At 53.5% G+C, this 25,119-nt stretch carries 16 protein-coding genes; 6 read left to right on the top strand and 10 right to left on the bottom strand.

The features are described from left to right. Positions 1-215: 215 nt before the first annotated feature. From EKK48_02735 to EKK48_02715, 5 genes are all read right to left on the bottom strand, one after another. Entirely contained in the window at positions 216-857 is a 642-nt protein-coding gene (locus EKK48_02735; GenBank protein RTL45371.1) for a hypothetical protein, read from the bottom strand. Positions 858-933: 76 nt separating this feature from the next. Then, positions 934-1,347 carry a hypothetical protein gene (locus tag EKK48_02730; protein RTL45370.1) on the bottom strand — a complete coding sequence of 138 codons (414 nt, stop codon included), beginning with the start codon at positions 1,345-1,347 and terminating at the stop codon, positions 934-936. Positions 1,348-1,504: 157 nt separating this feature from the next. Further along, positions 1,505-1,978, bottom strand: a complete 474-nt coding sequence (locus tag EKK48_02725) for a hypothetical protein (GenBank protein RTL45369.1) — start codon at positions 1,976-1,978, stop codon at positions 1,505-1,507. Positions 1,979-2,094: 116 nt separating this feature from the next. Further along, on the bottom strand, positions 2,095-3,852 hold the full coding sequence (locus tag EKK48_02720; GenBank protein RTL45368.1) for a pyruvate, phosphate dikinase: 1,758 nt from the start codon (positions 3,850-3,852) through the stop codon (positions 2,095-2,097). A gap of 134 nt (positions 3,853-3,986) precedes the next feature. Beyond that, complete coding sequence (locus EKK48_02715) at positions 3,987-6,758, bottom strand: pyruvate, phosphate dikinase (protein RTL45367.1); 2,772 nt, start codon at positions 6,756-6,758, stop codon at positions 3,987-3,989. A gap of 469 nt (positions 6,759-7,227) precedes the next feature. Between EKK48_02715 and EKK48_02710 the strand changes: the two genes are divergently transcribed. Next, positions 7,228-9,060: a tetratricopeptide repeat protein gene (locus tag EKK48_02710; protein ID RTL45366.1), complete on the top strand. Its 1,833-nt coding sequence runs from the start codon at positions 7,228-7,230 to the stop codon at positions 9,058-9,060. A 63-nt stretch (positions 9,061-9,123) separates the two neighbouring features. On the opposite strand, the gene EKK48_02705 is transcribed toward EKK48_02710, so the two are convergent. Continuing rightward, entirely contained in the window at positions 9,124-11,892 is a 2,769-nt protein-coding gene (locus tag EKK48_02705; GenBank protein RTL45365.1) for a hypothetical protein, read from the bottom strand. 222 nt (positions 11,893-12,114) lie between these two features. On the opposite strand from EKK48_02705, the gene EKK48_02700 reads away from it, so the two are divergent. After that, positions 12,115-12,837 (top strand): SIMPL domain-containing protein, encoded by a 723-nt coding sequence (locus EKK48_02700; GenBank protein ID RTL45364.1) that lies wholly within the window; start codon positions 12,115-12,117, stop codon positions 12,835-12,837. A 12-nt stretch (positions 12,838-12,849) separates the two neighbouring features. Here EKK48_02700 and EKK48_02695 read toward each other — a convergent pair whose 3' ends face one another. Next, complete coding sequence (locus tag EKK48_02695; protein RTL45363.1) at positions 12,850-14,697, bottom strand: PAS domain-containing sensor histidine kinase; 1,848 nt, start codon at positions 14,695-14,697, stop codon at positions 12,850-12,852. A gap of 136 nt (positions 14,698-14,833) precedes the next feature. On the opposite strand from EKK48_02695, the gene EKK48_02690 reads away from it, so the two are divergent. After that, positions 14,834-16,996: a hypothetical protein gene (locus tag EKK48_02690; GenBank protein RTL45362.1), complete on the top strand. Its 2,163-nt coding sequence runs from the start codon at positions 14,834-14,836 to the stop codon at positions 16,994-16,996. Here the strand turns inward: EKK48_02690 and EKK48_02685 are convergent. Next, positions 16,993-17,670: a response regulator transcription factor gene (locus tag EKK48_02685; protein RTL45361.1), complete on the bottom strand. Its 678-nt coding sequence runs from the start codon at positions 17,668-17,670 to the stop codon at positions 16,993-16,995. The genes EKK48_02690 and EKK48_02685 overlap by 4 nt on opposite strands. Positions 17,671-17,811: 141 nt before the next feature. Between EKK48_02685 and EKK48_02680 the strand changes: the two genes are divergently transcribed. Then, positions 17,812-19,437 (top strand): tetratricopeptide repeat protein, encoded by a 1,626-nt coding sequence (locus EKK48_02680; protein RTL45360.1) that lies wholly within the window; start codon positions 17,812-17,814, stop codon positions 19,435-19,437. A gap of 188 nt (positions 19,438-19,625) precedes the next feature. Here EKK48_02680 and EKK48_02675 read toward each other — a convergent pair whose 3' ends face one another. Beyond that, positions 19,626-19,856 (bottom strand): hypothetical protein, encoded by a 231-nt coding sequence (locus EKK48_02675; protein ID RTL45359.1) that lies wholly within the window; start codon positions 19,854-19,856, stop codon positions 19,626-19,628. A gap of 169 nt (positions 19,857-20,025) precedes the next feature. Here EKK48_02675 and EKK48_02670 point away from each other — a divergent pair, with 169 nt between their 5' ends. Further along, positions 20,026-22,035 (top strand): CPBP family intramembrane metalloprotease, encoded by a 2,010-nt coding sequence (locus EKK48_02670; GenBank protein RTL45358.1) that lies wholly within the window; start codon positions 20,026-20,028, stop codon positions 22,033-22,035. 55 nt (positions 22,036-22,090) lie between these two features. Here the strand turns inward: EKK48_02670 and EKK48_02665 are convergent, their stop codons facing one another. Further along, the gene (locus tag EKK48_02665) at positions 22,091-22,666 is read right to left on the bottom strand and encodes a hypothetical protein (GenBank protein RTL45357.1); all 576 of its coding nucleotides are present in this window, start codon (positions 22,664-22,666) and stop codon (positions 22,091-22,093) included. A gap of 380 nt (positions 22,667-23,046) precedes the next feature. Between EKK48_02665 and EKK48_02660 the strand changes: the two genes are divergently transcribed. Then, on the top strand, positions 23,047-25,086 hold the full coding sequence (locus tag EKK48_02660; GenBank protein ID RTL45356.1) for a hypothetical protein: 2,040 nt from the start codon (positions 23,047-23,049) through the stop codon (positions 25,084-25,086). Positions 25,087-25,119: the final 33 nt, after the last annotated feature.

Below are 25,119 nucleotides of genomic sequence, written 5' to 3'. Positions count from 1 at the left end.
AAGGGGTATAACACTATACTCTATAATAAAACGAAAACAAAGAAATAGTCAAGGTGCTGCAATATGATGAGACCCCTGCCGGTTTTTAATTTCTCATTTGAACGACTCTGCTGCAATTTTGTTGTGGTATTGCATGTGGTGGCATGATGGCCAAAAAATAATACGAAGATGGACAGAAGCCAGTCTTTATGTGACTGGCTTCTATCCACTATCTGTCAGATCGACACGGCTTTGCCTGTAGTAACTACCGTTTGGTAGCCGGCAATGAGCGCGTAGATCACATTGGCGACCCTGGAGTAGCGTTCGACGGAAACAGACCATGTGCCGTCGGCAGCTGGCGAGATCGTTGCCAGCAACCGACCATCCGGCGAGTTCACGATGAATGCACCGGAATCGGCATCACGGCTGCCTTGTGCCAGAAGGTTGCCTGCCGCATCGGTGATGCGTATGGCTTGAGCGCCTCTGTCTTCGATATGCACATTCGCCGTCGCCACGCCGTCCCAGTTGAAGATCTGTAACTGGTGCCCGCCGTCGGCTGCAGACAGGTCTGCGCGCATCAGCTTCGAGCCGTTCAGAGCGGTGTAGAAGACCTGAGTCATCACGCCGCTCTTGTGAGACGAAGGTGGAACTGCAATCTCGCCGCGCACGTGCTCGGGGTCGCCGACGAAAAAGCTGATGTACTCCGGATCACAGCCCCAGCACTTTTGCTCTTCGAGCAAGGCGAAGGACTGCGGCAAGTTCAGTGCCGGACTCTCCCGGGTGGGGAACATCCAGATTGCCAGACCCAGACCGGCGGTGACGCCTACCAGGCCGGCGATGACGCCTGCGCCGATGAAGGGAACCCATTTCTTGAACATGACATATCTCTCTGGCTTTGCCGACAGCGTGTGCTGCCAGCATGGTGGAAGGGATATTGCTCGGGAATCCGTCTCTTTAACGGCGCTCCGGCCAGAAGGTCAGCTTCGGATTGATGAAGCCAGTGGCGTAGGCGGCGCCCCATACAGCCATAGTGTTGACGAAAGCGAACGGTACCGCCGCCAGCCAGCCCTGACTGATGACGATGCTGGGAAAAATCCAGCCCGTGATCGCGATGGCGGCTGCACCGGAGACAGTGCCGAGCACCGTGGGCAGTGCATAGCCGGGACGGACGACACGCAGCGGCAGGCAGACCGCTACTCCGACCACGCAGTAGATGAGCCAGGCCAGACCCGTGACCAGAAGCGCCGTGAGCAGAAGGCTGCCGGCGGGGAGGAGCGGGAACGTGCCGAGCGAGAAGAATCCGCAAATGAAGATGAGGATGGCGGTGACGACGAAGATGATCGAAACGCCAATCAGTGGACGAGGCATGTTGTGTTTTCCCTGGAAGACATGGTTGCAAGAGCACCAGAGCGATTGCTCGTTTGAGCAACGGCTCCGGCGAAGTGATTAGACGATCGGCGCACGTAAGGACAGAGCGACTTGCCCGAAGACGGAGCGGCTCAAGCCTCTGCGTGCGCTTTAGTGGTTAAACGACTTGCGCGTTGGGCGGCAGCTTGAAGCGGTTCCAGTTGATGCCGTTGATGTCGTTGCAGGCGTGCCCGACCACTTCGATGAGGCTGTCGGGATAGCGCTGAGCAAGTCCGAGCACGGTCGCCTGGACGCAGCCGTGCACGTTGACGCCGCAGACTCGGAAACGTTCCGTCGGCATGTTCTTGTGCGCAGCGGCATCTGCCACCCGTTCGCTGCCATCGAGCGTGGCTTTCACGCGCATGGCGAACACGTCGCAGTTGCCGGCGGCCGCGGAAACGAGGTACTGGTACGTGTCGCCGAGCGATCGGGGCGGGCTGTGATGCATGTACTCCAGGATCACGATGCCCCAGTCTTCTCCGCGTGCCGTCATGATTTCTTGATAGACGGCTCCCTTCAGCCAGTCCTCGTGAGAGGCGGGCAATCCGGGCTGCATGTCGACGATGACCAGTGTTGTTCCTTCGCGAGTCATATGTTCTCCTGTCTCAAAAGCCCTCGCGGTCAGTGCAGAAAAGATCTGCAGATGAAACCGTCCGCGAGGGGGTTTATGGCATTACTGCCGGTAAGTTTTGGCGAGCGAGGGCGATGCTAGATGGTGCTGCCCGTTTCGCCTTCCTTGCCGGTATCGATGCCCAGTTCCCGAGCCCAGGCGATCAGGGTGTCGAGATGAGTCGACTTCCTGACCGCAGTCGGGTTGACGGTGCCGGCGTAGATTTCGCCGTTGGAGCCATCGATGGAGATGACATCGTTCTTGAAGAACGCGTGCCGTCCGACGATGACGAGCTGGTTGTGCCGGTCGACCTTGAGCGAGTCGCAGCCGGCAATGCACGGTTTGCCCATGCCTCGGGCAGCACCGGCGCCGAAGCAGGTCATGCCACCACGCGCGGTGATGATGCCTTCGGCGGGCGCGATGCCGACGAAGTCTGCCGGGCACATGTCTGAGCCGACGAGAATGACCTTCTCGCCCGCCGCAGTGCGCTCGGCCGCTTCCTTCGGATCAAAGACGATCTTGCCCACCGCGGCACCGGGAGCGGCAGCCAGGCCGGTGGCGACGTGCCGGCCCATCATCTTCGCCGCAGCCAGGTTCTCGCCGCTGAAAACCGGGCGCAGCAGCTGTTGCCACTGCCCGGTTGCGATGCGGCTGACGGCTTCGGCACGGCTGATGGCGCCTTCGTTGGCGAAGTCGACGGCGATGCGCACTGCAGCTTCTGCCGTGCGCCAGCCGGGGCGCGACATGAGCACGTACAGCTCACCATTCTCGATGGTGAAGTGGACCTCCTGCATGTCGCGGTGGTCGTTCTCGAGACGCTCGGCGATGCGCTTGAGCTGCTCGTAGGTGGTCGGCATTTCGCCTTGCAGCCGGAAGATCAGCTTGGGTGTGCGAATGCTTGCCGAAACGTCGCCGCCCTGAGAGTTGAACAGGTATTCGCCGGCCAGATTGCCGGGCTCACCTGTGCGCGGATCGCGGCTGAAGCACTGCCCGGTGCCCGACTGGTCGTTGCAGTTGCCGAAAACCATCGCCTGCACGATCACGCCTGTGCCGGTGTCATGGCAGATGCCGTTGATGTTGCGATAGACCACGGCGCGGTCGCTGTTCCACGAGGCAAGCACCGCCTCGATGGAGCGCTGCAGCTGCTCGTACGGGTTCTGCGGGAACGGTGTTCCCGACTGATCCCAGACGAAAGTCTTGTACTCGTCGACCAGGGCGCGCAGCTGCTCGACGCTCAGGTCGATGTGGCTGGGCACTCCGGCCTGGTTGATGGCGTCGGTGAGCAGCCGCTCGAAGTGCGCCGCTTCGATGCCCAGCACGACTGTGCCGTAGTTCTCGATGAAGCGCCTGTAGCTGTCGACCGCACAGCGCTCGCCGAGCTGCTGGGCGAGCAACTCGGTGCTGTAGTCGGTGAGCCCGACGTTGAGCACGTTGTCGAGCATGCCGGGCATCGAGACGACCGGGCTCGGTCGCACCGCCAGAAGAAGCGGCATGAAGTCGTCACCGAAGCTGCGACCGTGGCTCTGCCCGACGCCGCGAAGCCCCGACAGCACCTCGTTGAAGAGACCTGCCGGCAGAGCCTGCTTGTTGTTGTGGAAGTCGCGGCAAACCGACGTGGCAATGGCCAGTCCGGGCGGAACGTTGATGCCACTGGCAATCATGCTTGCCAGGCGCGCCGCCTTGTCGCCCAGGGCAAAGCCCAGGCTGGCATCGCCTGTGGTGCTTGATGCGCTGCAGGCGCAGCCTGATTGCACCGTCTCTCCGAAGAGAGCACAGGCTGCGGCCAGGGAGAATACTTTCCTGTGAGTAGTGGAGGTCATCCAAAGTCCTCTTAGTGTTCGTTGTAGTTCAACCATGGCGGCACCGGCGGCTCTACTTGCCGGAGCAAGATCGAACCGACCGGTGCCGCTTATGGCTGTGCTCTTCAAGCAAAATCATGCAGGTTGCGTTTTTCTGCAGTCAATGTGCTTGATGAGGTCGAAGTGGCGCGTTACTTGTCGCGCTCTTGAGTGGAGGCAATGCTCGCCTGGGCGGCAGCCAGACGAGCGACGGGCACACGGTAGGGCGAGCAGCTCACATAGTTGAGCCCCACCTGACGCGCGAAGGCGATCGAGCTGGGCTCGCCGCCGTGCTCACCACAGATGCCTACCTTGAGCCCGGGACGCGTGGAGCGCCCGCCCTCGACGGCTAACTTCATGAGCTTGCCGACGCCACCCCGGTCGAGCACTTCGAACGGGTTGCGCGCCAGCACCTTGCGCTTGCTGCCGTTGACGTTGACGCCGTCGAGGTAGTGCTGCAGGAAGCGGCCCTCGGCGTCGTCGCGGCTGTAGCCGTACGTCATCTGGGTCAGGTCGTTGGTGCCGAAGCTGAAGAACTCGGCGTGATGCGCGATTTCGTCAGCCGTAAGCGCCGCCCGCGGCACCTCGATCATGGTGCCGAACTTGTAGTCGATGCTCACACCCGCCGTCTCCATGGTCTGGCGAGCGACGCGCTCGAGCACCTCGCGAGCGAACTGCAGTTCTTCCACGACGCCGACGAGCGGAATCATGATCTCAGGCAGCACCTCGATGCCGTCGCCGGTCACCGCGATGGCAGCTTCGAAGATCGCCTGCACCTGCATCTCGTTGATCTCGGGATAGAGCAGCCCGAGGCGGCAGCCGCGCAGACCCATCATCGGGTTGGACTCGTGCAGTTCGTCGATTTTGCGCAGCAGGGCCTGCTTCTGCGCAATGGCGGCGAGCACTTCGTCGGTGCCCGGCAGCGCCCGCAGCGTCTCGATTTCTTCCTCCAGCTTGGCGGCTTTCGGAATGAACTCGTGCAGCGGCGGGTCGAGCAGGCGAATCGTCACAGGCAGGCCGGCCATGGCCCGGAAGATGCCGGTGAAGTCTTCGCGCTGCAAGGGAAGCAGCTCGGCCAGGGCGGCGCGGCGTTCGCCCTCGTTGTTGGCCAGGATCATGCGCTGCACGACGGGCAGGCGGTCCTGGCTCATGAACATGTGCTCGGTGCGGCACAGCCCAACCCCTTCGGCGCCGAAGTTGCGTGCCAGCTCGGCGTCTTCCGGCGTGTCGGCGTTGGTGCGGATGCCCAGCTCGCGCACGTCGTCAGCCCAGGCAAGCAGCGTGTGGAAGTGGCTGGAGAGCTTGATGTTCGTCGACGGAATGGCGCCTGCGTAGATCTCGCCGTTCGACCCGTTGATAGAGATCACCTCGTCCTTGCGGAAGACGCGACCGCCGACCGTGAAGGTCTGACCGGCAAGGTCGATCTTCAGCGCTTCGCAGCCCGAGACACAGGGTTTGCCCATGCCGCGAGCGACGACTGCCGCGTGGCTGGTCATGCCACCGCGGGCGGTGACGACGCCCTGGGCCGGAACGATGCCGTGGATGTCGTCGGGGCAGGTCTCGATGCGGACGAGAATCACCTTCTCGCCTGCCGCGCCCAGTGCCGCCGCTTCGTCCGGGTCGAAGATGATGCGCCCGACCGCAGCACCGGGAGACGCTGCCAGACCCGTGGCGATGTGCCGGCCGGTCATCTTGGCGGCAGCCAGCGCCTCGCCCGAGAAGGAGGGCAACAGGAGCTGGTTGAGCTGTGCCGGCTCGACACGCGTGAGCGCCGTCTCGCGAGAGATGACGCCTTCGTTGGCCAGGTCGACGGCGATGCGCACAGCCGCTTCCGCGGTGCGCTTGCCGGTGCGGGTCTGGAGGATGTAGAGCTTGCCGCTCTCGATCGTGAACTCGACGTCCTGCACGTCGAGGTACGCCGCCTCCAGCGCCGCCGTGGTGCGCAGCAGTTCCTCGTAGGACGCGGGCATCTCGTCGGCCATGCGAGCGATCGGCTTGGGCGTGCGAGTGCCGGCGACCACGTCTTCACCCTGCGCGTTGAGCAGGTACTCGCCGTAGAGCACAGGCTCGCCGGTGCTCGGGTTGCGCGTGAAGCACACACCCGTGCCCGACTGCTCGTTCAGGTTGCCGAACACCATCGCCTGCACGGTGACGGCGGTGCCGATGGCGTGGTCGATGCCGTTGAGGTTGCGGTAGTAGATGGCGCGGTCGTTGTTCCACGACTTGAACACCGCTTCGACAGCCCCGCGCAGCTGCTCCTGGGTGTCTTGCGGGAAGTCGATGCCGACGCGATTGGAGACGAGCAGCTTGTAGTCGACGATGAGAGCGCGCAGCTGGTCAGCGTTGAGCTCGGCATCGGTCTCGACGCCGGCGCGTTCCTTGGCGGCATGGAGCAGTTCTTCGAATTCGTCCTTGCCCAGGTCGAGCACGACGTTGCCGTACATCTGGATGAAACGCCGGTAGCTGTCGAGCGCGAAACGTTCGCCCAGCTTGGCCGCCAGCCCTTCCACGGTCTTGTCGTTGAGGCCGAGGTTGAGGATGGTGTCCATCATGCCGGGCATGGAGAACTTGGCGCCGGAGCGCACCGAAAGCAGAAGCGGATTGGCGACATCGCCGAGACGACGACCGACGGCGGCTTCGACCTGCGCGAGGTCAGTCAGCACCTCGTCGAAGAGCCCATCGGGAAGCGTCTTGCCGTTGTCGTAGTACTCACGGCAGACGGAAGTGAGAATCGTCAGACCAGGCGGCACGCTGATGCCGCTTGCGGTCATCTCAGCCAGACCGGCACCCTTGCCGCCCAGCGCATCGCGCATGCTCGCGCGGGCAGCGGAGGTCAGCGAGGTAGCGCCGCCTGCGAAGTGGTTGAAAGCGGCAGCGAAGAGGAAGACCCTCTTTTGGGCAACTGACGTGGAGGTTTTCGACATAGATTATCCTTACGGGATGGTGGTTGATGAACGGGTTGGAGCGTTTGTCTCCGCCAATTTCCTCAGTCGGCAGCACAACCAGACCACCATCGCCATGCTTCTTTGAGCACTTGCGAGGGCGGCTTTTGTAGCTGGATGGCTATTTAGAGAGTTAAAGGCCTTGTGAGCACGAAAGAGGAAGTACCTGAATCTATCAAGAGATCTGTAACAGACCCTATTTACAATAGGAGACTCTGTTACTTAACACAGCAGTGAAAACCAGCGCCTGTGCCGGATATATACTTCATGAAGAATTGTCGTTAGTAACAAAACGCAGTCTTTCAAAAATCCTAGAAATCAGTCCCTATGCCAGCTTTCAGCGCCAAAAACGAACAAAATCTAAATGCTTGATCGTGAGCTCGCACCAACTAAAAACGAAGAAAAGCTAAATCGCTGATCGCGAATTCGCACGAAAGCTCGCCCGAAATCAATGTGCAACGTGCCAGAATGTCTATTATTCGCTTTTGAGAAATCTATGAAGATCCGTATTCGTTATTTTATTGCGCTGGCGCTGACGATTGGCTGCAACACCGGCGCCCTGGCTCACCCGGCGCTGTTCTCGGATCTGACTCTGGCAGAAGCGAAAGCTCAGGCAAAGCAGGAGGGGAAGCTCCTTCTCGTCGACTTTACTGCATCATGGTGCCCCCCATGCGGTGAGATGGATAAAACGACCTGGCAAGATCCGAAGGTCGTTAACTGGATTCGCAATAATGCAATAGCCGTTCAAATTGATGTGGATAAAGAGCAGAATCTCGCCAGGGAGATGAGCATTGTCGCTATGCCATCACTGGTGGTGTTTAAAGACAGCGCTAATGAGGCTGACAGAACCCTGGGCTTTCAGGACAGCGACGAGCTGCTCAACTGGTTGAAGGCGGTGAAAAGTGGCGTTACTGCTGTGGACCGAATGCAGAAAGAGTTGAATGTGGCTAAAGGGAAAGGTGGCAGCGATGAAATGGAAGCTCGTTACGAACTAGCCCGGGCTCAACTCGCTTCGGGCCGCTACGAAGATGCCCGAGATAATTTCATCTGGGTCTGGCAGAACATGGCGAAATTGACCCCCGAACTTGCTGGAGTGCGCCTGACTTTTCTGGCTTCCGAGATTTCAGATTTGATTGCGAAATATCCTTCTGCTCGAACTTCGTTCGTTAAGTTGAGAGATGAGGCTCAAACGCGTAATCTGGCGGACTGGGTGACTCTGAATCAGATTCTGGGAGATGATCAAGCCTCATTTGAATGGTTCGACAAAGTCAAACATGATCCCGCACAGAGCAGTAAATTGAAGGATGTGGCCTTCAAGCTAGAGCCGCTTTTAATCAGGTCGGGGCGATGGGCAGACGCGGCTGTTTTCATCAAAGACCCGCTAGTTGTGTTGAAGCATAAATTTGATTTCGCTCAAGAGATGGCGAAAGAAACGGGCGATGTCAATCCATTCCCTGAGGATGCCGGTCGTATCTATGCCTGTCTGCTCGCTGCTGGACGAAACAGTGAAGCTGATAAAGTGGCAGCAGAGAGCCTGAAACTTGAGAACACGACTGAGGTTAAGGAAGCACTGGTCTTTTATGCAGCCAGTGCGGGGCAGATCACGCCGACTCTAAAAGCGCGACTAGATGAAGTCGATTCGACAAAAACTGATGCTTCCGGATATCAAAAAAGAGCTGCGGTTTATTTAAAACTCAAGGCGTTTGATCAAGCCCTGGCCAATCTCGACAAAGCAATCGAATTGTCACCATCGGAGCCAGCTTCTTACGATACTCGCGAGTCCGTTTACTGCCAGTTGAAACAATTCGATCGTGCGCTTTCAGACGCCAATCATGTCATATCAATTTATCCGAAAAGCGCTCGCTCGTATGTTTCGCGAGGCTTTATCTACATGAAGCAGAAAGATGACGCTCGCGCTCTGGCTGATTTCGAGGAAGCGATTAGACTCAACCCCAACGAGCCGCTCAGTCACATTAACGAAAGCGCTGTCTACATGCGGATGGGCAAGTATCAACTGGCTTTTGATGCAGCGGAGAGAGCGGTAAAGCTTGACCCGAACAACGCCGGTGGAATTTGTAATCGCGGAGAAGCAGCCTTTAAACTAGGAAGGTGTGACGATGCACTGGCTGACTTGAGCAGATCGATCGAGATGGGCAAAACGCTCTGTGGCGGAGAAAACTTCTACTATCGGTCAAAGGTTTATGAAGCACTGGGAAAAGCGGAATTAGCAAAACAAGATCAGGAGACGGCATCGAAACTGGGTTTTGTTGCTGACGCACCATGATTTTATAAGCTGAGGACCCACCGCTTGCGGCGGTGAGTCTCAGTCCCTGCTATAAACCTGGCATTATTTGAATATGAGATTATCTCCCTGGCGTGTGATGATAACAGTGCGTCCATCAGCGAGACCTACACTAACAGCTTGCTTATCTGGAATTGTGTCTTTCAGAATTGTTGCTGCTGCCTCAGAGTACTGAGGAATTTGGTTGGCAGTGCAGTACATGTCTGCTGCCACTTTCTGAGCCCTGGAGCGTGCATCCGCCACTGTTGATTTGCTCAAGACGGAGGCTGCTGCCAATCTGACCGTGGCGTCTTCAGTCGGGTTTTCTGCAACTCCTGCCAGTTTCGCATAACCGGGATCTTTGGCATCACTGATTTGTTGACTTCCAAACGCTCTTATTACTGCGGCGGCACGTTTGTCGGCGCGAGGATGCGCAAACTGTTCGTCAAACGCTTTGTGCCGGTCTGCTTGAGCTACCAACGGGTCGCTGACCACATCGCGGCGCAATTCTGCCACGGTTGGATGAATCTTGGCGATAGTTTCTCTGGCAGCTCTGGCAATGGTTGGATTGGCGTGTGATGCGCTGGCTGCTAAAAGGTCGGTTGCTTCGACTGCTTTCAGTTCGCCCAATCGTTTTATAACTGCGGCTTGGAATTCAACCTGCGAGCGCTTATCGCTATCTTTGAAGCCTTGCTGATTCTTGTAATTCATGCTGGATGCATAACCGACAGCTTCAAAGTTCTTCTTTCGGTCTTCTTCAAGAGCTCTGGTTAGAACAGCAATTTCTTGCTCGCGTGTAATTGCCGGCTTACCATCAGCTCCATTTTCTCCAAGTTTTTTGAGACCGTCCAGTAATTTCAGTTTGCTGCTTTCGGGAACATTGTTGTTGGTCAGCGCCAGAGGCACTGTATCTACAGCGATTTTGCGATCTAGGCTCGGGTCGCAAGTTGCAACCATTGCTTCTGCTGCGCGCGATGTCCATGCGCTGCCGTGGTTCTGAATGATACCGCCACCGGTGAGCTGGAGATCGAAGGATGATGAGAATGGCTTGCCGGCTTTGGTGACCGCGTCATACAGTAATTTTTCCTTGTTGCTTTTGTCTTCGCTTCGACCGGGCGATTTAACTTCGTCTGCAAGTTGTCTCCACTGTCCCATGCGTTGTCTTTCGGCAACGTTAGCCATGTCGTCGTGCTCTGTTTTCTCTCCTTTCCACATGGATTTTTGTTCGTTCATCTTCGCGCGTGCTTTGTAAGGATCAAGCAGTTCATACGGAGTGCCTGCCTTGATGGCATCTTCCGGTTTGGGATACTGGTTACCTAGATTTGTCCTGGCACCATCGTGTCTTAATTCCTCCTGTTTGACGGTTGCACTCCATTTGTCACGATCTTCATTGTCTTTTCTAACAGTGGCGTCATATTGAGTCTTGGATTGCGTTGCAGCATTTTGTTGCGCTTTCAAAGCTTCTTCTGCTGCCTTCTTGTCTTGTTCTGCCTTTTGTTGAACTGCTTTCAATTCTTCTGTTTGTTTTTTCGTTTCTGCCTTTAGCAGTTCAGCTTGCAATTGCGTCTGCAAACCCGCAAGACAGGTCTCATTGGCTTTCAATTTGTTACCGTACTCCTGGGCCAGCTTCTCGGTTCCAGGAACTCCGTCAAGGCTTTTTAGCGCTTGAGTGAGAATTTCCGCTTCCGCTTTTCGCTGCAGTTCGGCCTCATTTGCCAGTTTTACAGCAGTGTCTAGCTCTGTTTTGTTAGCTGGACCGCCTGGTTTACTGAGGATTTGATTCAACGCGATGGCGCTTTCTGAGAGCTTCTTGTGTGTTTCATCGTAGCCAGGGTGTCCTTGTGTGCCGTCATAGATCTGTTTGCTTGCTTTCAGCTTTTCGTATTCTTCAACGGTGTATCTTTGTGGTTCTGCTGGTTTTGCTGATTCGCCCTTTTGTTCGACTTTCGGCTCCGGCTTTTGCTCGGCTTTGGGTTCCGGCTTTTGCTCGGCTTTGGGTTCCGGCTTTTGCTCGGCTTTGGGCTCCGGCTTTTGCTCGGCTTTGGGCTCCGGCTTTTGTTCGGCTTTAGGTTCGGCTTTGGGCTCTACAGCTTTTGGAGCTGGTGCTTCCTCTTGTTTCTTTCCGCCAAACTTGTAAAGGTCATCCAGTGGTGGCACTTCCAGGACCGGGTCATCGCTTTTCGGCTTCTTTACCGGTTCTTTGACATCTTTAGGTGGTTCTGGTGTGTCGTCTTTTTTCGTGTAAGGATTGTTTTTCTGGCGTTCCGTTGCATCGGCTACGGCTTGCTGGAAAGATGGCACCATAGATTTGCTGTCGCCGATCCAGCGGTATTTGTATTCGTTTGGCTGAGCGTTTCCATCTTTGTCTTGTTTAACATCGAATACGATCGTCGCGGTCGCGTTGTGTCCGCCGGCCAACTGTTGTTCGGCAAACTTTTTCAAAGCTGGGTCGTCGCATTTTGCCGGGTCGATGTACAAATAAATCGCATCTTTGCTCTGTCCGCCACCTGGTAAAGCGTCCTGCAGCAAACCGCGAGAATTGTTCTTGTCCCAACTGCCAAATATTGCGACAACTGGCTTTTTCTGTTCGAGTGCATCTTTTAGTGCTTGTCCATAGTTTTTATCAGAGTATGGAATCTTAGCCACCATCGTGTCGTAGCCTTTTTTATCCTGTCCGTCAACTGATGTAGTCACACCAACGCTTGACGGACGGCAGTAGGCATCGCTTGCACAGCTGTTCCATCTTGTTGGTTCTTCCGGTTGTTTGTAATTCTCAGCCGGTTTGTACGGTCTGCAGGTGCCGTTTAATTCGCAACTAGTAAGTGGTTGACCCATGCGTTTTTGCCCTCGCTTGTCCAAAAGGTGTTGCCAAGAACACCGACAATTGAAGTCTATGTTTTGAATGTTGCAACAATGTTGCTGCTCGATTTGTTCGACGGACGAACTGATCCGTGTGGCTTTTATGCTCAAAAGCGTTGCGCATATCAGGTTCTAGTGTTGCATGTATTCCAGAAACGGCTGGCGTATAATTGCATGCACTGAGAGTTGGAGATAATCATGACCAGACTTTTTCTGTCCCTGTCGTTGAGTTTGTGCGGAATAGTTAGCGCGGCGCTGCCAGGTTTAGCTGTTGAAATGAAAGATTTGCCACCGTCAGTTTCTGTAACTGGAGAAGGGCATGCCTTTGCCAAACCGGATCAGGCTCAGATCTCCATGGGAGTGGTCAGTGACGCCAAGACTGCTGCAGTTGCGCTGAAAAACAACACCGATAAGATGAACAGTCTTATGAGCACACTGAAGAGTAAAGGCATCGCAGAAAAAGACATATTGACCAGCAACTTCAGCGTTAATCCTCAATATCGTTACGACAACATCAACGGGCAGCAGCGCCCCAGTATCGTCGGCTATCAGGTGAGCAACGAAGTGCATGTGAAAATTCGCAATTTGCCAACCCTTGGCGATATTTTGGACGCCGTCATTACTGCCGGTGCCAATAATGTAAATGGAATCAGTTTCTCGCTGGCGGAGCCTGACAGCGTGCTCGACCAGGCTCGCCAGAAAGCCATGGCTGATGCGAAGCGAAAAGCCGAATTATATGCCGGAGCAGCCGGTGTAAAAGTTGGTCGGGTGCTCTATATCACCGAATCCAGTGGCACGATTCAGCCACCTCGACCGATGATGATGATGGCAGCACGGGCTGAAATGGCTCAATCTGTACCGATATCTGCAGGTGAGCAGGAGAGCACTGCCGCAATCACTGTGGTTTATGCTATCGAATAGGAAGTAGCTGGTTTAAGTGTTCGCTGCTACAGACGTCTGGGCTTCAGATTTTTTTGTTTCATCGTTTGGCAGCGTAAACCAGAATGTGCTGCCTTTATCGATTTCGCTGATGATGCCAATTTTTCCGCCGTGTCTTTCGACTATGTCTTTACAGATTGCGAGTCCCAGACCAAATCCTGAGCGACGTTTGCTGCCGTCCTGATTTTTCGCTTGAGTAAATCGGTCAAATAGAATTGGAATATCGTCTTTGGCAATGCCCTTGCCCTGGTCGATAATTTCGAATCTGGTGTCGTGCTCATCCTGCACTACATTTAGTTTCACGATCTTGCCCGGAGCCGAAAATTTTATCGCATTGCTCATCAGGTTCTGTAACACCTGAATTATTCGGGCTTCGTCGCAAGCCAGCATTTTGCCTTTGCATTCGCTCTCAAGCGTGATCTGCTGCTGCTCGGCGTATCCCTGCACCATTTCCAGACTGGCTTTGACGAGGTTGTTCAAATCTACCTCATTCTTGAAGATCTGGAATTGTCCCGACTGCATTTTTTCAATATCGAGGAGGTCGTTAACCATGGCTGTGATTCTGTTTAATGCACTGCTAAGGGCGTTCGCACGCGAGGTTCCGGATTCGTTTATCGCACCGTAGACGCCCATCGGAATCATCTCCAGAAAAATGGCCATGCCGCTTAGCGGCGTTCTAATGTCGTGACTGACCATGTTTATGAAGTCGCGTTTTGCATTCTCCACGCGCCTCAGCTCGGATACGTCGTGTGCAACACAGAAGAGCAGGTCTTCTTCTGGTGACCAGAGCACGTTCCAGCTAAAAGTTTTAATTCTGCCATCGTTACAAATAATAGGAAGATCTGATGTTTCGGAGTTGCGAGTATTTTTTGCACTGGCGAAAAAATTTCGGGCGCTCTCCTGAGACTCTGATGGTATGAGGCTCATGACCCGCTTTTGCAGCAGGTCACCTTCGGCGTATCCCCATTGTGTCTGCGCTGCTTTATTTATAGTTGTGATCATGAAAGATTTGTCGATGCACAAAATGACGTCAGCTGCATTTGAGACAAGTGCTGTTTCGCGCCTCGTTGCGTCTTTCAGGCTTTTCGCCATACTGTGCAGCACCCTATCTAATCTGGCAATTTCGTCGCGGCCTTTCATGACAGGCTTCATCTCTTCACCGATTGTGATCAACTCGGCATTTTTTGAGATGTTGTAGATTCTGAAAACAATGTCTTGCAGAAAGTAGGCAGCGGAAAGCAGGGCAAGGATTGTACTGATAAGCAGTCCGATAGAAAGCATGAGCAGGATGAAAGCCGTTTTTTCGCCCTGCACTGGGCTTTCTGCCAGTCGACTTTCTTCTACCTGTCTGATTATGGCTAATTGTTCTTCGCCCGCACCTCTTTTCAGGGTGTAATTGCGGATTTGCATGGCGCTCATGGTGAGCGCTATCTGGTCGTTCTCCTTGATCGCTTCAATGATTTTTTCTACATTCTGCACAAATAACTTTGTCATCGGCAGTAAACGCTCGACATTTGTTTTTTGCACAACGTCATTTTTTACCAGATTCACCAGTTCGGCCTGGCTGGTATCAAGGCTCTGTGTGGCTGCGTTGATAGTGCGAATCACTCGAACACTTTTTTCAACGGATAAGCGTACACATTCTTTAGTAATCGTGTAGCAGGCTGACTCAATACGACCGGCTTGCAAGAGCACCTGAATTGCCTGTGTTTCTCGTTCTTGTTCCTCGTGTGCCTTCAACCCGATATAGGCCAGGCTGATGCCGAAAATCAGCTGAAAGAGGGCCGGAATTGCGATGATTAGCAACCCTTTTCCCATCAAATTTGGAACTCTGACTGTCACCCTTTTCGCCCCTACCCTTCGCGTTCAAGGTTGTATCACAGTTCCCGATTTTACATAGCCAATTTGTTGAAACAATTGCCACCTAAGATGCGGAAAAGGCAACCAGAAGTGTTGCGATTCTCAGGAGGGCTGACAGATGGGCTTCATACGTGATCGAATTGCCGCCAGGCATCAGTCATCCTGTCAGCCGTGTGATTCACAGCCGCACTTTGTACAGTCGCCCTGTGCACCTCAACCGCTCGTTTACAGCACGCCGTATGCGACGATGGGCGGATGTCAACCATGTCAGGTTGTGCCGACTGCTGATCGTTGCACTATTCCAGCTATGCCGGCTATGACGATAACCGATTCGGCGGGACTTGCCGATGAGCGGAAAACCCAGGCGCCTGGAAATCCCCGCACTGGTCGTGATCGAGACGTTCCTCCACGAGCGCCTCGTGAAGAAAAGGAGCTGCCTCCGTTGCCTCGCTTGCGCGCCCTGGAGAAACCGGCATTGCCAGGTTTGACTGTTGAGGATTTGTATAAGTTTGATGGGGTCCGACCAGCTACGCCGGGTATTCGACCGGATGCCCCTACCGACCGTCCGGCTGCCACAGATCGTTCCCGGCAGCTGGAACGTGAACTGCGCATCGCTCGAGACGAGATCGATAACTTGAAAAAGCAAATCGAGCAGCTCCGCGCTGATCAACGAGCGCTTATCGAAAAAATGCAGCAAGGAATTCGCCCTGCACAGCAGCAACCGTTCGTGCCGCAGCAAGTGCCGCCGCCAGTGCAACAGCAACCGTTCGTGCCGCAGCAAGTGCCGCCGCCAGTGCAACAACAACCGTTCGTGCCACAGCAAGTGCCGCCGCCAGTGCAACAACAACCGTTCGTGCCGCAGCAAGTGCCAAGACCAGTGCAACAGCCGCAACCTGGTAAGCCACCGTATGCGGTACCACCAGTTGGCGATATCCAACCCCCTCCTGGTCAACCAGCAGCGCCAAATGTGCGACCCTGGGAAGTTCAGCCCGCACAGCCGGTTGCACCTCCCGGTAAGGTTCAGCCAGAAGTGAAACAGCCTGTGGTGCCACCAGCTTTGCCCCAACCTGAAGTGAAACAGCCTGTGGTGCCACCAGCTTTGCCTCAACCTGAAGTGAAGCAGCCTGCGATTGCTCCACCACCGGTGCCGGTACCATCACAGCAGTTTAAGCCAGAAGTACCGAAGATCAATCCGACCCAGCCGAATCTTCAGCCTGTGGTGCCGTCATTGCAGCCAGGAAAAGCAGAAGTTCAGAAGGTTCCTCAACCGGTCGGTGTTACACCTCCTGTTCTGGCTCCTGGTCAACCAGGTCAGCCTGGAAAGCCTGTCAATCCTATTGGTAAGCCTAATGACGACTTTGTTCAAAAGGCAGTCGCGGATAGTAAACGCTTAGTAGCTGCAGAAAAAGACCGCAAGTTCGAAGATATCAAAGCACCATTTGAGCGCTTCATGCAGGGTGAGCGGGAGCGACTGACGAGAGCTATGGACAATAACTCGAAGGATCATCCTGAGATGATGCCGGCTAAGACGTCCTGGCTGCTAGCGCAGGAAGCCGAGAAACTGATCAAAGATGTCGGATACAAAAAGAAAGTCGATGACGTAACGTGGTACTTCGGTAGTAGTGCCGTCATCAACGATGAAAATGCTGTTAGAGATGAACGAGTCAAACAGTGGGAGCAAGTGCGTCTCAATGCCTGCAATAAGGACGATCCAAACTATGAGAAGAAGCAAGGCGTTCTGAACGAGATTATGAATGGTTGGCACCTCACTGAGGGCCGCAAATTCGGAAGGATGAATGATAAACGTGGAGACAGTCCGCTCAGCAACAACAAGTTGCAGTGGCAGATCGATGCTGCAGAGGCGCTTGTTCGTGTCAACAGTACAAATGGTATCAGTCACGATTTTTCGACGCGTGCTATTGTTCGCGGTCTGGTTGGAGATGTAAATGGACACAATGTCAATTTGCCAGTACCCGAGCAAGCGCGCATCAAACTTCTGGACGCGATAGTGCCAATGTCTAAGGAATCCGGAAATCCTTTCCTTGGTGCCAATCCTAAAGACACCGCACTCGGTACTGTGATCACGGCGCTTGAGCGCAGTCACGCCAGTCGCAGACCGGAAAGTGACTTCCAGATTGCTGCAATCAACAAACTTGTGGAATTAGATGATGTGCGGGGCATCACAATCTTGCAGAAACTGGCTGCCGAGTCATCGAGCACGCAGGTGAGAGAGCTTGCAGCTAAGAAGGCGGAAGCTTTACGTGAAAAGATTAAGCCTTAATCGGAATCGTCTAGCTTGTAGCCAAGTCCATAAATACTCTGCAAAAGTGACTTGCTGCCATCAGTATCTATCTTCTTTCGGATCCTTGTGACATAGGTGCGCACTGCACCCTCAGTCGCCTCGGTGTCTGAATCCCAGCAGCTCCTCAACAGTTCGTCTGCGCTGAAGATTCTTCCCTTGTTGCGCATGAGAAATTCCAGCAGCAGGTACTCTGTCTGGACCAGCTTAACAACGACTCCATTCACTTTTACTTCAGCTTTTTCGGTGTCCATTGTTATGTTGCCGCACTTGAGTACATTCGAAGTGCTGCTCGCGCTTCTTCTTAACAGCGCCCGGACCCGAGCGCATAGCTCTCGGATGTCATAGGGCTTCGTCATGTAGTCATCGGCGCCCGCATCGAGCCCCTGTTCTTTCTGGTGCGTCTGGTTCTTGCCCGTCAAAATCAAGACCGGCGAGGTTTCCCCTTTATTTCTGTAGCGCTTCAATACGTCGATACCGTCCAGCTGCGGCAATCCCAGGTCTAGAATCAGTAAGTCGTAATGGAAGGAAATTGCCAGATCAAGGGCATCTTGCCCGTTGAATGCTAATTCGACTTTGTGATGTTCGAGTTGTAGCCTGTCTTTGAGTAACTCAGCAACTAATCGATCATCTTCAACAACGAGAATTTTTGCCATTATAAGAGCATGCCCATCGGTCAACCAATGAGAGTTTAGCGCATGTCGCGCGAAGCGAACAATCGTTTTGATTCTGCTTTAAATTGGTTTGCCTTTGACTGGGCATGTTAAGAAGAAAGATATCTCGCACTTTCTGAGGAGATGCGATTCGAAGGCATGTTCTATCCGGCACTATGGTTTTGCTCAAACCAGCGGTCTGCAATCCAGCGGAATCAGTGTTCACCAGATATGGTGGCGCCTGTGACGACGCGGTTGCTCGCTCCAGCCGCTATCATTTCAATATGGTTTTCTTTCATGCCGAACTGCGCTGCCTCTGACTTATCTGGACAATCCGCCATTATTGCTAAGTCGCAAGCAACTAAGGACAGCAAAGCGGCATTGCAGATCTTGGAAGCCTATATTGCCACGCATCCAGATGCTGCCGAAGCATATTTTCAAGCCGCGCGCATGTCTAACGCCACAAAAAACAATTCTAAAACAGTTGCACTGGCAACAAAATATCTTGCTCTGAAGCCTGCTCCGATTGACTATTACATCTATCATTTGCGGGCCCACGCTTATAGCGGTCTGGGGCAATTTAATCGGGCTCTTGCGGATCTGGATATAGCCCGTAAGGCTCAACCAAAGGATGCTGAAGTGCTGCTGCTGGCTGGGTTGGCTCATCAACAGCTAGGGCAGTACAAAGAGGCTCTGCAAGAGTTTTCTCTGGCAGCAAAGTTGAATGAACCAAGAGCAATCAGGTGCAAGGCTGAGATTGAATTGGACAAGCATCAGGTTGAAGCAGCTGCTGCTGATTATGTGGAATTCGCGAGAAAGCAGCCTGACGGATTGGGCGTGATTCTGGCAAAACTTCTCGATCTATCGAGAAGCGGAAAATGTGACTCAGCGCTTTACGTTTTGAATGAACTCTTGAATGCAAACTTACCGAAAACAGAGGAAAGGCTTTTAGATTTGAAAGCAAATATTCTCTACGAGAACAATCGCAAGAAGGAAGCACTGGAGGTTTGTGATCTCTTCGAGAAGAAATTCAAAAAAACGGATCTGTATACGATCCGGTACGGGATTGTATGGGAGAAGAAGGACTACGAGTCAGCACTCGTTTGTTTGAATGGCATGCTCAAATCGCGCCCTTCCGAGCGAGCCCTTTATCTTATGAGAGGCGACTGTTATCGCGCCCTTGATGAATATGAGAAAGCACTGGCTGACTACAATCGGGTTCCAGATCTGGTTATGAAAGACGTGCAGAAACGGAAAGAACGAGCTGAGTGCAATTATCAACTGGGGCATTTTAGTGAAGCAGCGAAAGAATTTGACGCTGTCAACTCTATTCAACCTACGGGGGAGGGCTATGAACGACAGGGACGCTGTCTGCTCGCCCTGCAAAGATACAAGGAGGCGCTTGTTTGTTTGAGCAGGGCCGTCAGGTTGACACCGCTGAAAGCTGATTTCGTAGCCACACGAGGAGATTGCTATCGACGTTTGCACGAATATACGCACGCCTTGAAGGATTTTTCCGATGCAATGGTCTTGAAGCCGGACAATATGATTTACGTTTTCGGTCGAGGGCTATGCCTGGCAGAGTTAGGACGTAACGCGGAGGCGATTAAAGACTTTACGGCTGCAATGTCCAATCCTCACTTGTTGAGCAGAGCCTGTTTAGAACGCGCCAGAGCTTACGATAAGATTGGCGAGAAAACCAAGGCGGAAGCAGATAGAAAGGCGGCTCAGAGCGCTAGCAAGTCTGTTGAGGACGACTTCTTTCGGTGAGTTGCAGTTGCTTCAGTCCACACCCAATTCGGTCAGCGCAAGTTTACTCCCTGGCGCCGATCGCCACAGTCAAATCTATATAGATGGGCAAGCCCGTATCTGTGGCAGGGGAATGAATGTAAAAAACACTCGACGGATCACCGAGGTGGTGACCCGTCGAATAAGTCCGAAGGCGTTAAGTCAGTTTTCTATCTTACGATAGCGCGCGACAGCCAGAAGGCTCGCACCTGACGATAAGTTTTCAGAATTTGCTTGTTAATCGGAACTGAGTGCACTGTTGGTGCGACAAATAGTCCCGGAGTTGGCGAGCTAATAGGGCTCAGCATGACTGGTCCGCTCGCAAAACTGGATGTCGCGAACACACCGAGACCAAAGGCTCCGGCGATTGCTGCAACCACTAAACGCTTTGTTTTGATCATTTGGACATACACCTCCGAACTTTCGGACTTCCTACGAAACGGCTTATTCCACTATAAGTGATTATGATAGAGGATAACCAGTTCGCCGAATCTTGACAATATAATAGCATGAAAATGCTCGTTAAAAAATGCCAACTGGACTTATTTTTCCCAGATATAAGGCGGAATCTTGTTGGATTTTATTATCGTTCTATCGATAGGTATTTTGGGGCTTCTGGCTCAAGCCGCCGGTGGTAAGAGGGTTAAACGACTCGTCTCGGCGCCCCGACCGGTGATCGAGCCTGCGTCCGCTCCGGGGGCGGTCGTGCAGCCGCCGGCTGTCGTTGCAGCGACTGAAACTCAGACTGGACACTCGGAAACGTCAGCGGCGCCGCTCTCATCTGCTCAGATTAAAGATGAGCAGCCCTCAGAAATCGATGTTAAATCTGCGATCGGCTCTTCCGCCGAATCTACAGCAGATGAGAACTCATCCACGAGTGCTCCGCAAGGAGTGGGTCCAGGAACGGATGAGCCAGGACCGGATTCAACCAAGCCCGCGACGGAATCCGCAGTTGTCCCTGCTGAGCAGTCAACAGTGCCGGAGTCCGAAGTTGTCGTTGCTGAGCAGTCAACTGTGGCGGAGTCCGAAGTTGTTGTTGCTGAGCAGTCAACTGTGACGGAGTCCGAACCTGTCGCTGCGGGTCAGTCCGCCGTGACGGAACCCGAACCTGTTGCTGCGGATCAGTCCACCGTGACGGAACCCGAACCTGTTGCTGCGGCTCAGTCCACAGTAGCGGAACCCGAAACGGTCGCTGCGGATCAGTCCACAGTAGCGGAACCCGAAACGGTCGCTGCGGATCAGTCCACAGTAGCGGAACCCGAAACGGTCGCTGCAGATCAGTCCGCCGCTGTCACAGCTATTGACGCCAATTCGGAGCCGGCAACCGAGACCGCGTCCGACGCCGTCGTTGCTGTTGCAGGGCAAGCAGCCGCGACTGGGTCTGAGACCGCCGGCGTGGCGACGGCGACGGAGCCGGCAGCCCTCGCTGCCGCTGCGCATGTCGCGGACACCCCTCCGGAGGTCAGACCGGCATCGAACTCCGAACCTTCATCGATTCAGCCCGAGGCTGTGCCCGCAAGTGCTGCCGCGCAGTCTGTGTCACCGCCTGTTATGCGCGAGGAGTTCTATTTAACCCGCAAGCCTGGAATTGAGTGGTTCCTTCGAATAACTATTTTTCTCTGGTTCATCGGTCTGGCCCTCTACTACTGGATGACGAGTAACGGATTGACGTCGGAAACCCTTGGAACGCCTGATCCGTGGGTCATGCAAGTGACTTTTGTCTGCTGCGCTCTGACCGGGCTGAACCTGGTGAAGGGCTTTCGTACACTTTTTTCCTATATCTTCACGGCTGTTGACTGCGTTTTCGACATCAAGCTTGTGAGAGCAACTGTCAAAAGCTGGGCGGCCTTTAAACCGGCATTTGAAGCCGATCGTGTCTTTATGCCGGCATCGATTCCACACATGGTTGGGTTCTTTATCTACGTTCAGACGATGTTTTATTTGCTTGCTTCAATGGCGCCAAAATCAGATTTCCAGATGCCTGGATTGCCGATTCCGATGCCGCTTCCATTGGATCAATTGTTTTCTTATAACGGACTGGGTCTCGTTATGCTGTCATTTTGTGGTTGCGGCATATTCGTGACTCGATCGTTCAAGGAAGTGTTGAACAGGCTGGCGTTGGTGCGCCCCACCCCTCAGCAAATAATGATTGGTCTTGGTTTAGTCTTCATGAGCTTTATGTATGATTTCCTCTGGGCATTCTACACACATGGGCAACACCTTGGGCTCGATAGTAAACTGGCTGGCTATAATGGTGGCACTTTCACCGCATCTGGTGGCTTTACGGGTGCGCTGATACTGGCGCTGGCAACTGCAATTTTTGCCGGGGTTGGCGAAGAAACTCTAATCAGGGGCGCATTACAGCCTGTTCTTGGTTTGGTGCCGGCCGCTATTTTGCATGGCGTATTGCATGCTCAATTCCAGCATGCGCCGATCTTCATCATTCAAGTTGCTGGATGGTCTATTTTGATGGGCATCGTCAAGCGTTACACGAATACGTCTACGACAATAATTGGACACGCCGGTTTCAATTTCGTCACCACGTTTTTGTTTGCATACAATCCGCCCGATATCCTGTAAGAGCACGCACGTGTCTCTAGGCGTAAGTGCATGAAACTTATCCGCGGCTTGTGAGCTAGCTTTCTTTGATGCGCTTATCCAGCGCAGCTACAGGCTGCGTCAATGCGAATTCGAGCAGCTCTGCTCGTTCCGGTTTGGCTTGCAGCAGCAGGTCGCCCAGGTAAATCAGCGCATCATTAGCTGTGGCACCCAGATTGAGTTGCATACACAGGTTAATCGAAACTTGCTGGCAGATTTCAGCAACAGGCGATTCGAGATTGTATTTCTCGTCAGTCTCTTGTGATGTTGGTTTGGGCTGTACCTTGTCGGCAACGTTGTGGCAGGCCAATACGAAGTCCTTAAACCACAATGGCAATGTGCGTGTGGCGGCTTGCTCAAATAGAGTAAGCCAGATGCTGATCGTGAGCAGCTCCTTTACTGTGACGCTGTACTGCTCCATGGTTAGACTGGTCTCGGTGTTAGTTCCAGATGCCAGGTCGCAGTGATCTATATAGTCTTTCAATAGTCTGCTGCCGAGAATGCCTATACCGGCGGTTAAGAAAAGCACACGCGCTCGGAATTCAGTGTCATCAACCGGGCGATGCTTGTCGGTAACTTCAAATGGTTTGGTTTGAGGGTCGGAGGCGTCCACTGGAAACCCTTCCTGGTAATCTCGAACATATTAACAGGGTCGTTTTCGTCGTGAGTGCTGAAATGTCCCTAAAGTGCCACAAAGTTTCGCTTATATTGTTCGCACCTTCCCGCCCGGAACGGTTACGTCTAAAACTCTTCATGTGGGTTATGTCTTGACATTTAATGTTGACTACGTAATTCTCCCAATGACAAGTGTATTAAACGTGTGTAATATACGAGAGCCTGCAACCGAATAACTACCTGTCCGAAAAAGCCACAGCGCTTGTTTTACTACAGTGCCGTGCGTGGAATAAAGCCAACAGCTTATTCACGCTAGGTATCTTTTACACATCTTACTTTTGTGGCTAAACCCGTTTTGGCCCAAACAAGGAGTAAATTATGGCCGTTGATAATGAGAAGGAAGCTCAAGCAACCGCAGATAAGGTCAAACAAGCCGATCACGGTGGTAAGGGTGCAAAGGATGCCTACGACAGCTTGAACAAAGAAGTTCAGTCTCACTACGACCAAATTGGCAAGAACGGTTACACCCAAGAAGATTTCAAAAACTATCAGAACGCGTTGGTCAAAGACCTGCAAGCGAATGGCACGTTGCCTGACTTGTCGCTCTCGTGGGCAGCAGAGAACCAATCGTTGCTGCACAAGCTCAGCTCGCGCCAGCCCAGTGATGGTAATGGTGCAAACAACCTTCCAGACACTGGAATCAGTCATGACGCCATTCCCGCAGTCGTCCAACTGATGCAGAACAACTTCAATTCAGCGCTGATCAAAGCTTATGGAGATCAGCTCGAAAAAGGTGGCACATTTGATGCTGCTACTGCTGCAACTGGTGATAACCCAGGACACAATGCATATCTCGGACCGAAGAGCATCGCGGCTTATTTTGATCAGGAGAGCCGTGGTCAAGACAACCGCGCCATGCAAGCGAAGAACGGTGATAATCAGGTAACAAGTAGTCTGAGCGGTTTGTTCAAGACCGGACCAAACGGTGAAGCTCCGCTGATTCAGCAGCTTGATACTGCCAAGAATGGTGGGAAACCAGACGGCAATATCAGCAGTGGTGATATGGATGCCTGGTTGAACTCACATGATGCCAAAGACCCCAACTATCAACTGGTGAGAGACCTCAGAGATGGTAAGTACGACGGTCTGAAGAAGAAAGATGGCACTGACAAAGTCAGTGACGGCTTCAACGTCGATGAATTGAGTTCCGACCTCGGACTCGCTGGTGTCAGCAAGGATGACATCGCCAGTGGCAAGAAGAAATATAGCGATCTCAGCGCTGCTTATGACAAAGCTGTCGGCAGTGATCCTGTAGCAGCTCCGAAAGTTGACAGAGGTGCTGACGGCAACGTTAACAGAATCGCCTATGCCAACGGCAGAACCGAGCAATTTGAGTACGATTCGACCGGTAATATCAATCGCATCACTGAAACTCCCGCCAATGGCGGCTCTCCTGTGGTCTACAAAGCCGACGGTAAAGGAAACTGGGGACCGATGAAGCCAGATGGCTCCATTGACACATCGGCCGGTAACCACAATCCAGTAGTTACTTCAGATGGACAGTATGCTTATCAAAGTAAAGACGGAAAGTGGAACGTCGTTGATAGCCATGGTAATGCCAGCGCGCCTGCAGGTGATTTCACTTACACGCAGCACACGCTGAAGTTAGATAGCTCCGGCAATCCAATTCCTGGACAAAAGCAAGATTCGCAAATATCTGTGAATGCCAACAGTGAAGTGACTCAGGTCAAATATCCTGATGGCTCCGCTTCGAAGTTCACCTACGATGCTGCTGACCCGACCAAACTGACCAGTGTTGTTCGTGCTGATGCGCAGGGCAATGAGTCCGAATTTGTACGAAATGCAGATGGTAAGTGGGTCGCAGCGGACAAGGACCACAAGCCTACAGACAAAGCAGCCAAGTTCAGCGACATCTCGGTTGATTCATCCGGGAACGTAGCTGTTAAAGGCGGTGACGGTAACACTATGGTGATCACGCCAGACAATGTTGCTCATAAAGACACCGCTGATGGTCCAGTAGTAGGCGCAGACGGCAAACCGACCGCCACCAAACCTGGTGACAACAGCAACCCGAATCCTAATCCAAACGGCGATACTCCGCCTGCTGGAAAGGTTCCTTTCGAGACCAAGCAAGACGATCAAGGCAACACCACGTTCAAACTTGAAGGTGGAAGCGGACACTGGTTGTGGAACTACGCCGATCAACTCGCTAAGGCGACCGGCAAAAATACCAATGACGTGTTGGATGCCATTGTTAAAGCCAATCGCGGTAAGAACGGAATTCCAGCCGATGCTACAGGTGCTAATCCTGGCAGCTACAAGAAGGGCGACTATATCATCCCTCCAGACCTGTTGCCAAAGCAGGAACAGCCACCGGCTGATCCGCAAGACGACTAATTGGAAAGCCTATGCACTTATCAGAAAGGAGCC

Source organism: Candidatus Melainabacteria bacterium (genome assembly GCA_003963305.1).
In the GTDB taxonomy this organism is placed as follows: domain Bacteria; phylum Cyanobacteriota; class Vampirovibrionia; order Obscuribacterales; family Obscuribacteraceae; genus PALSA-1081.
This window is presented reverse-complemented; position numbering and strand designations above follow the sequence as displayed.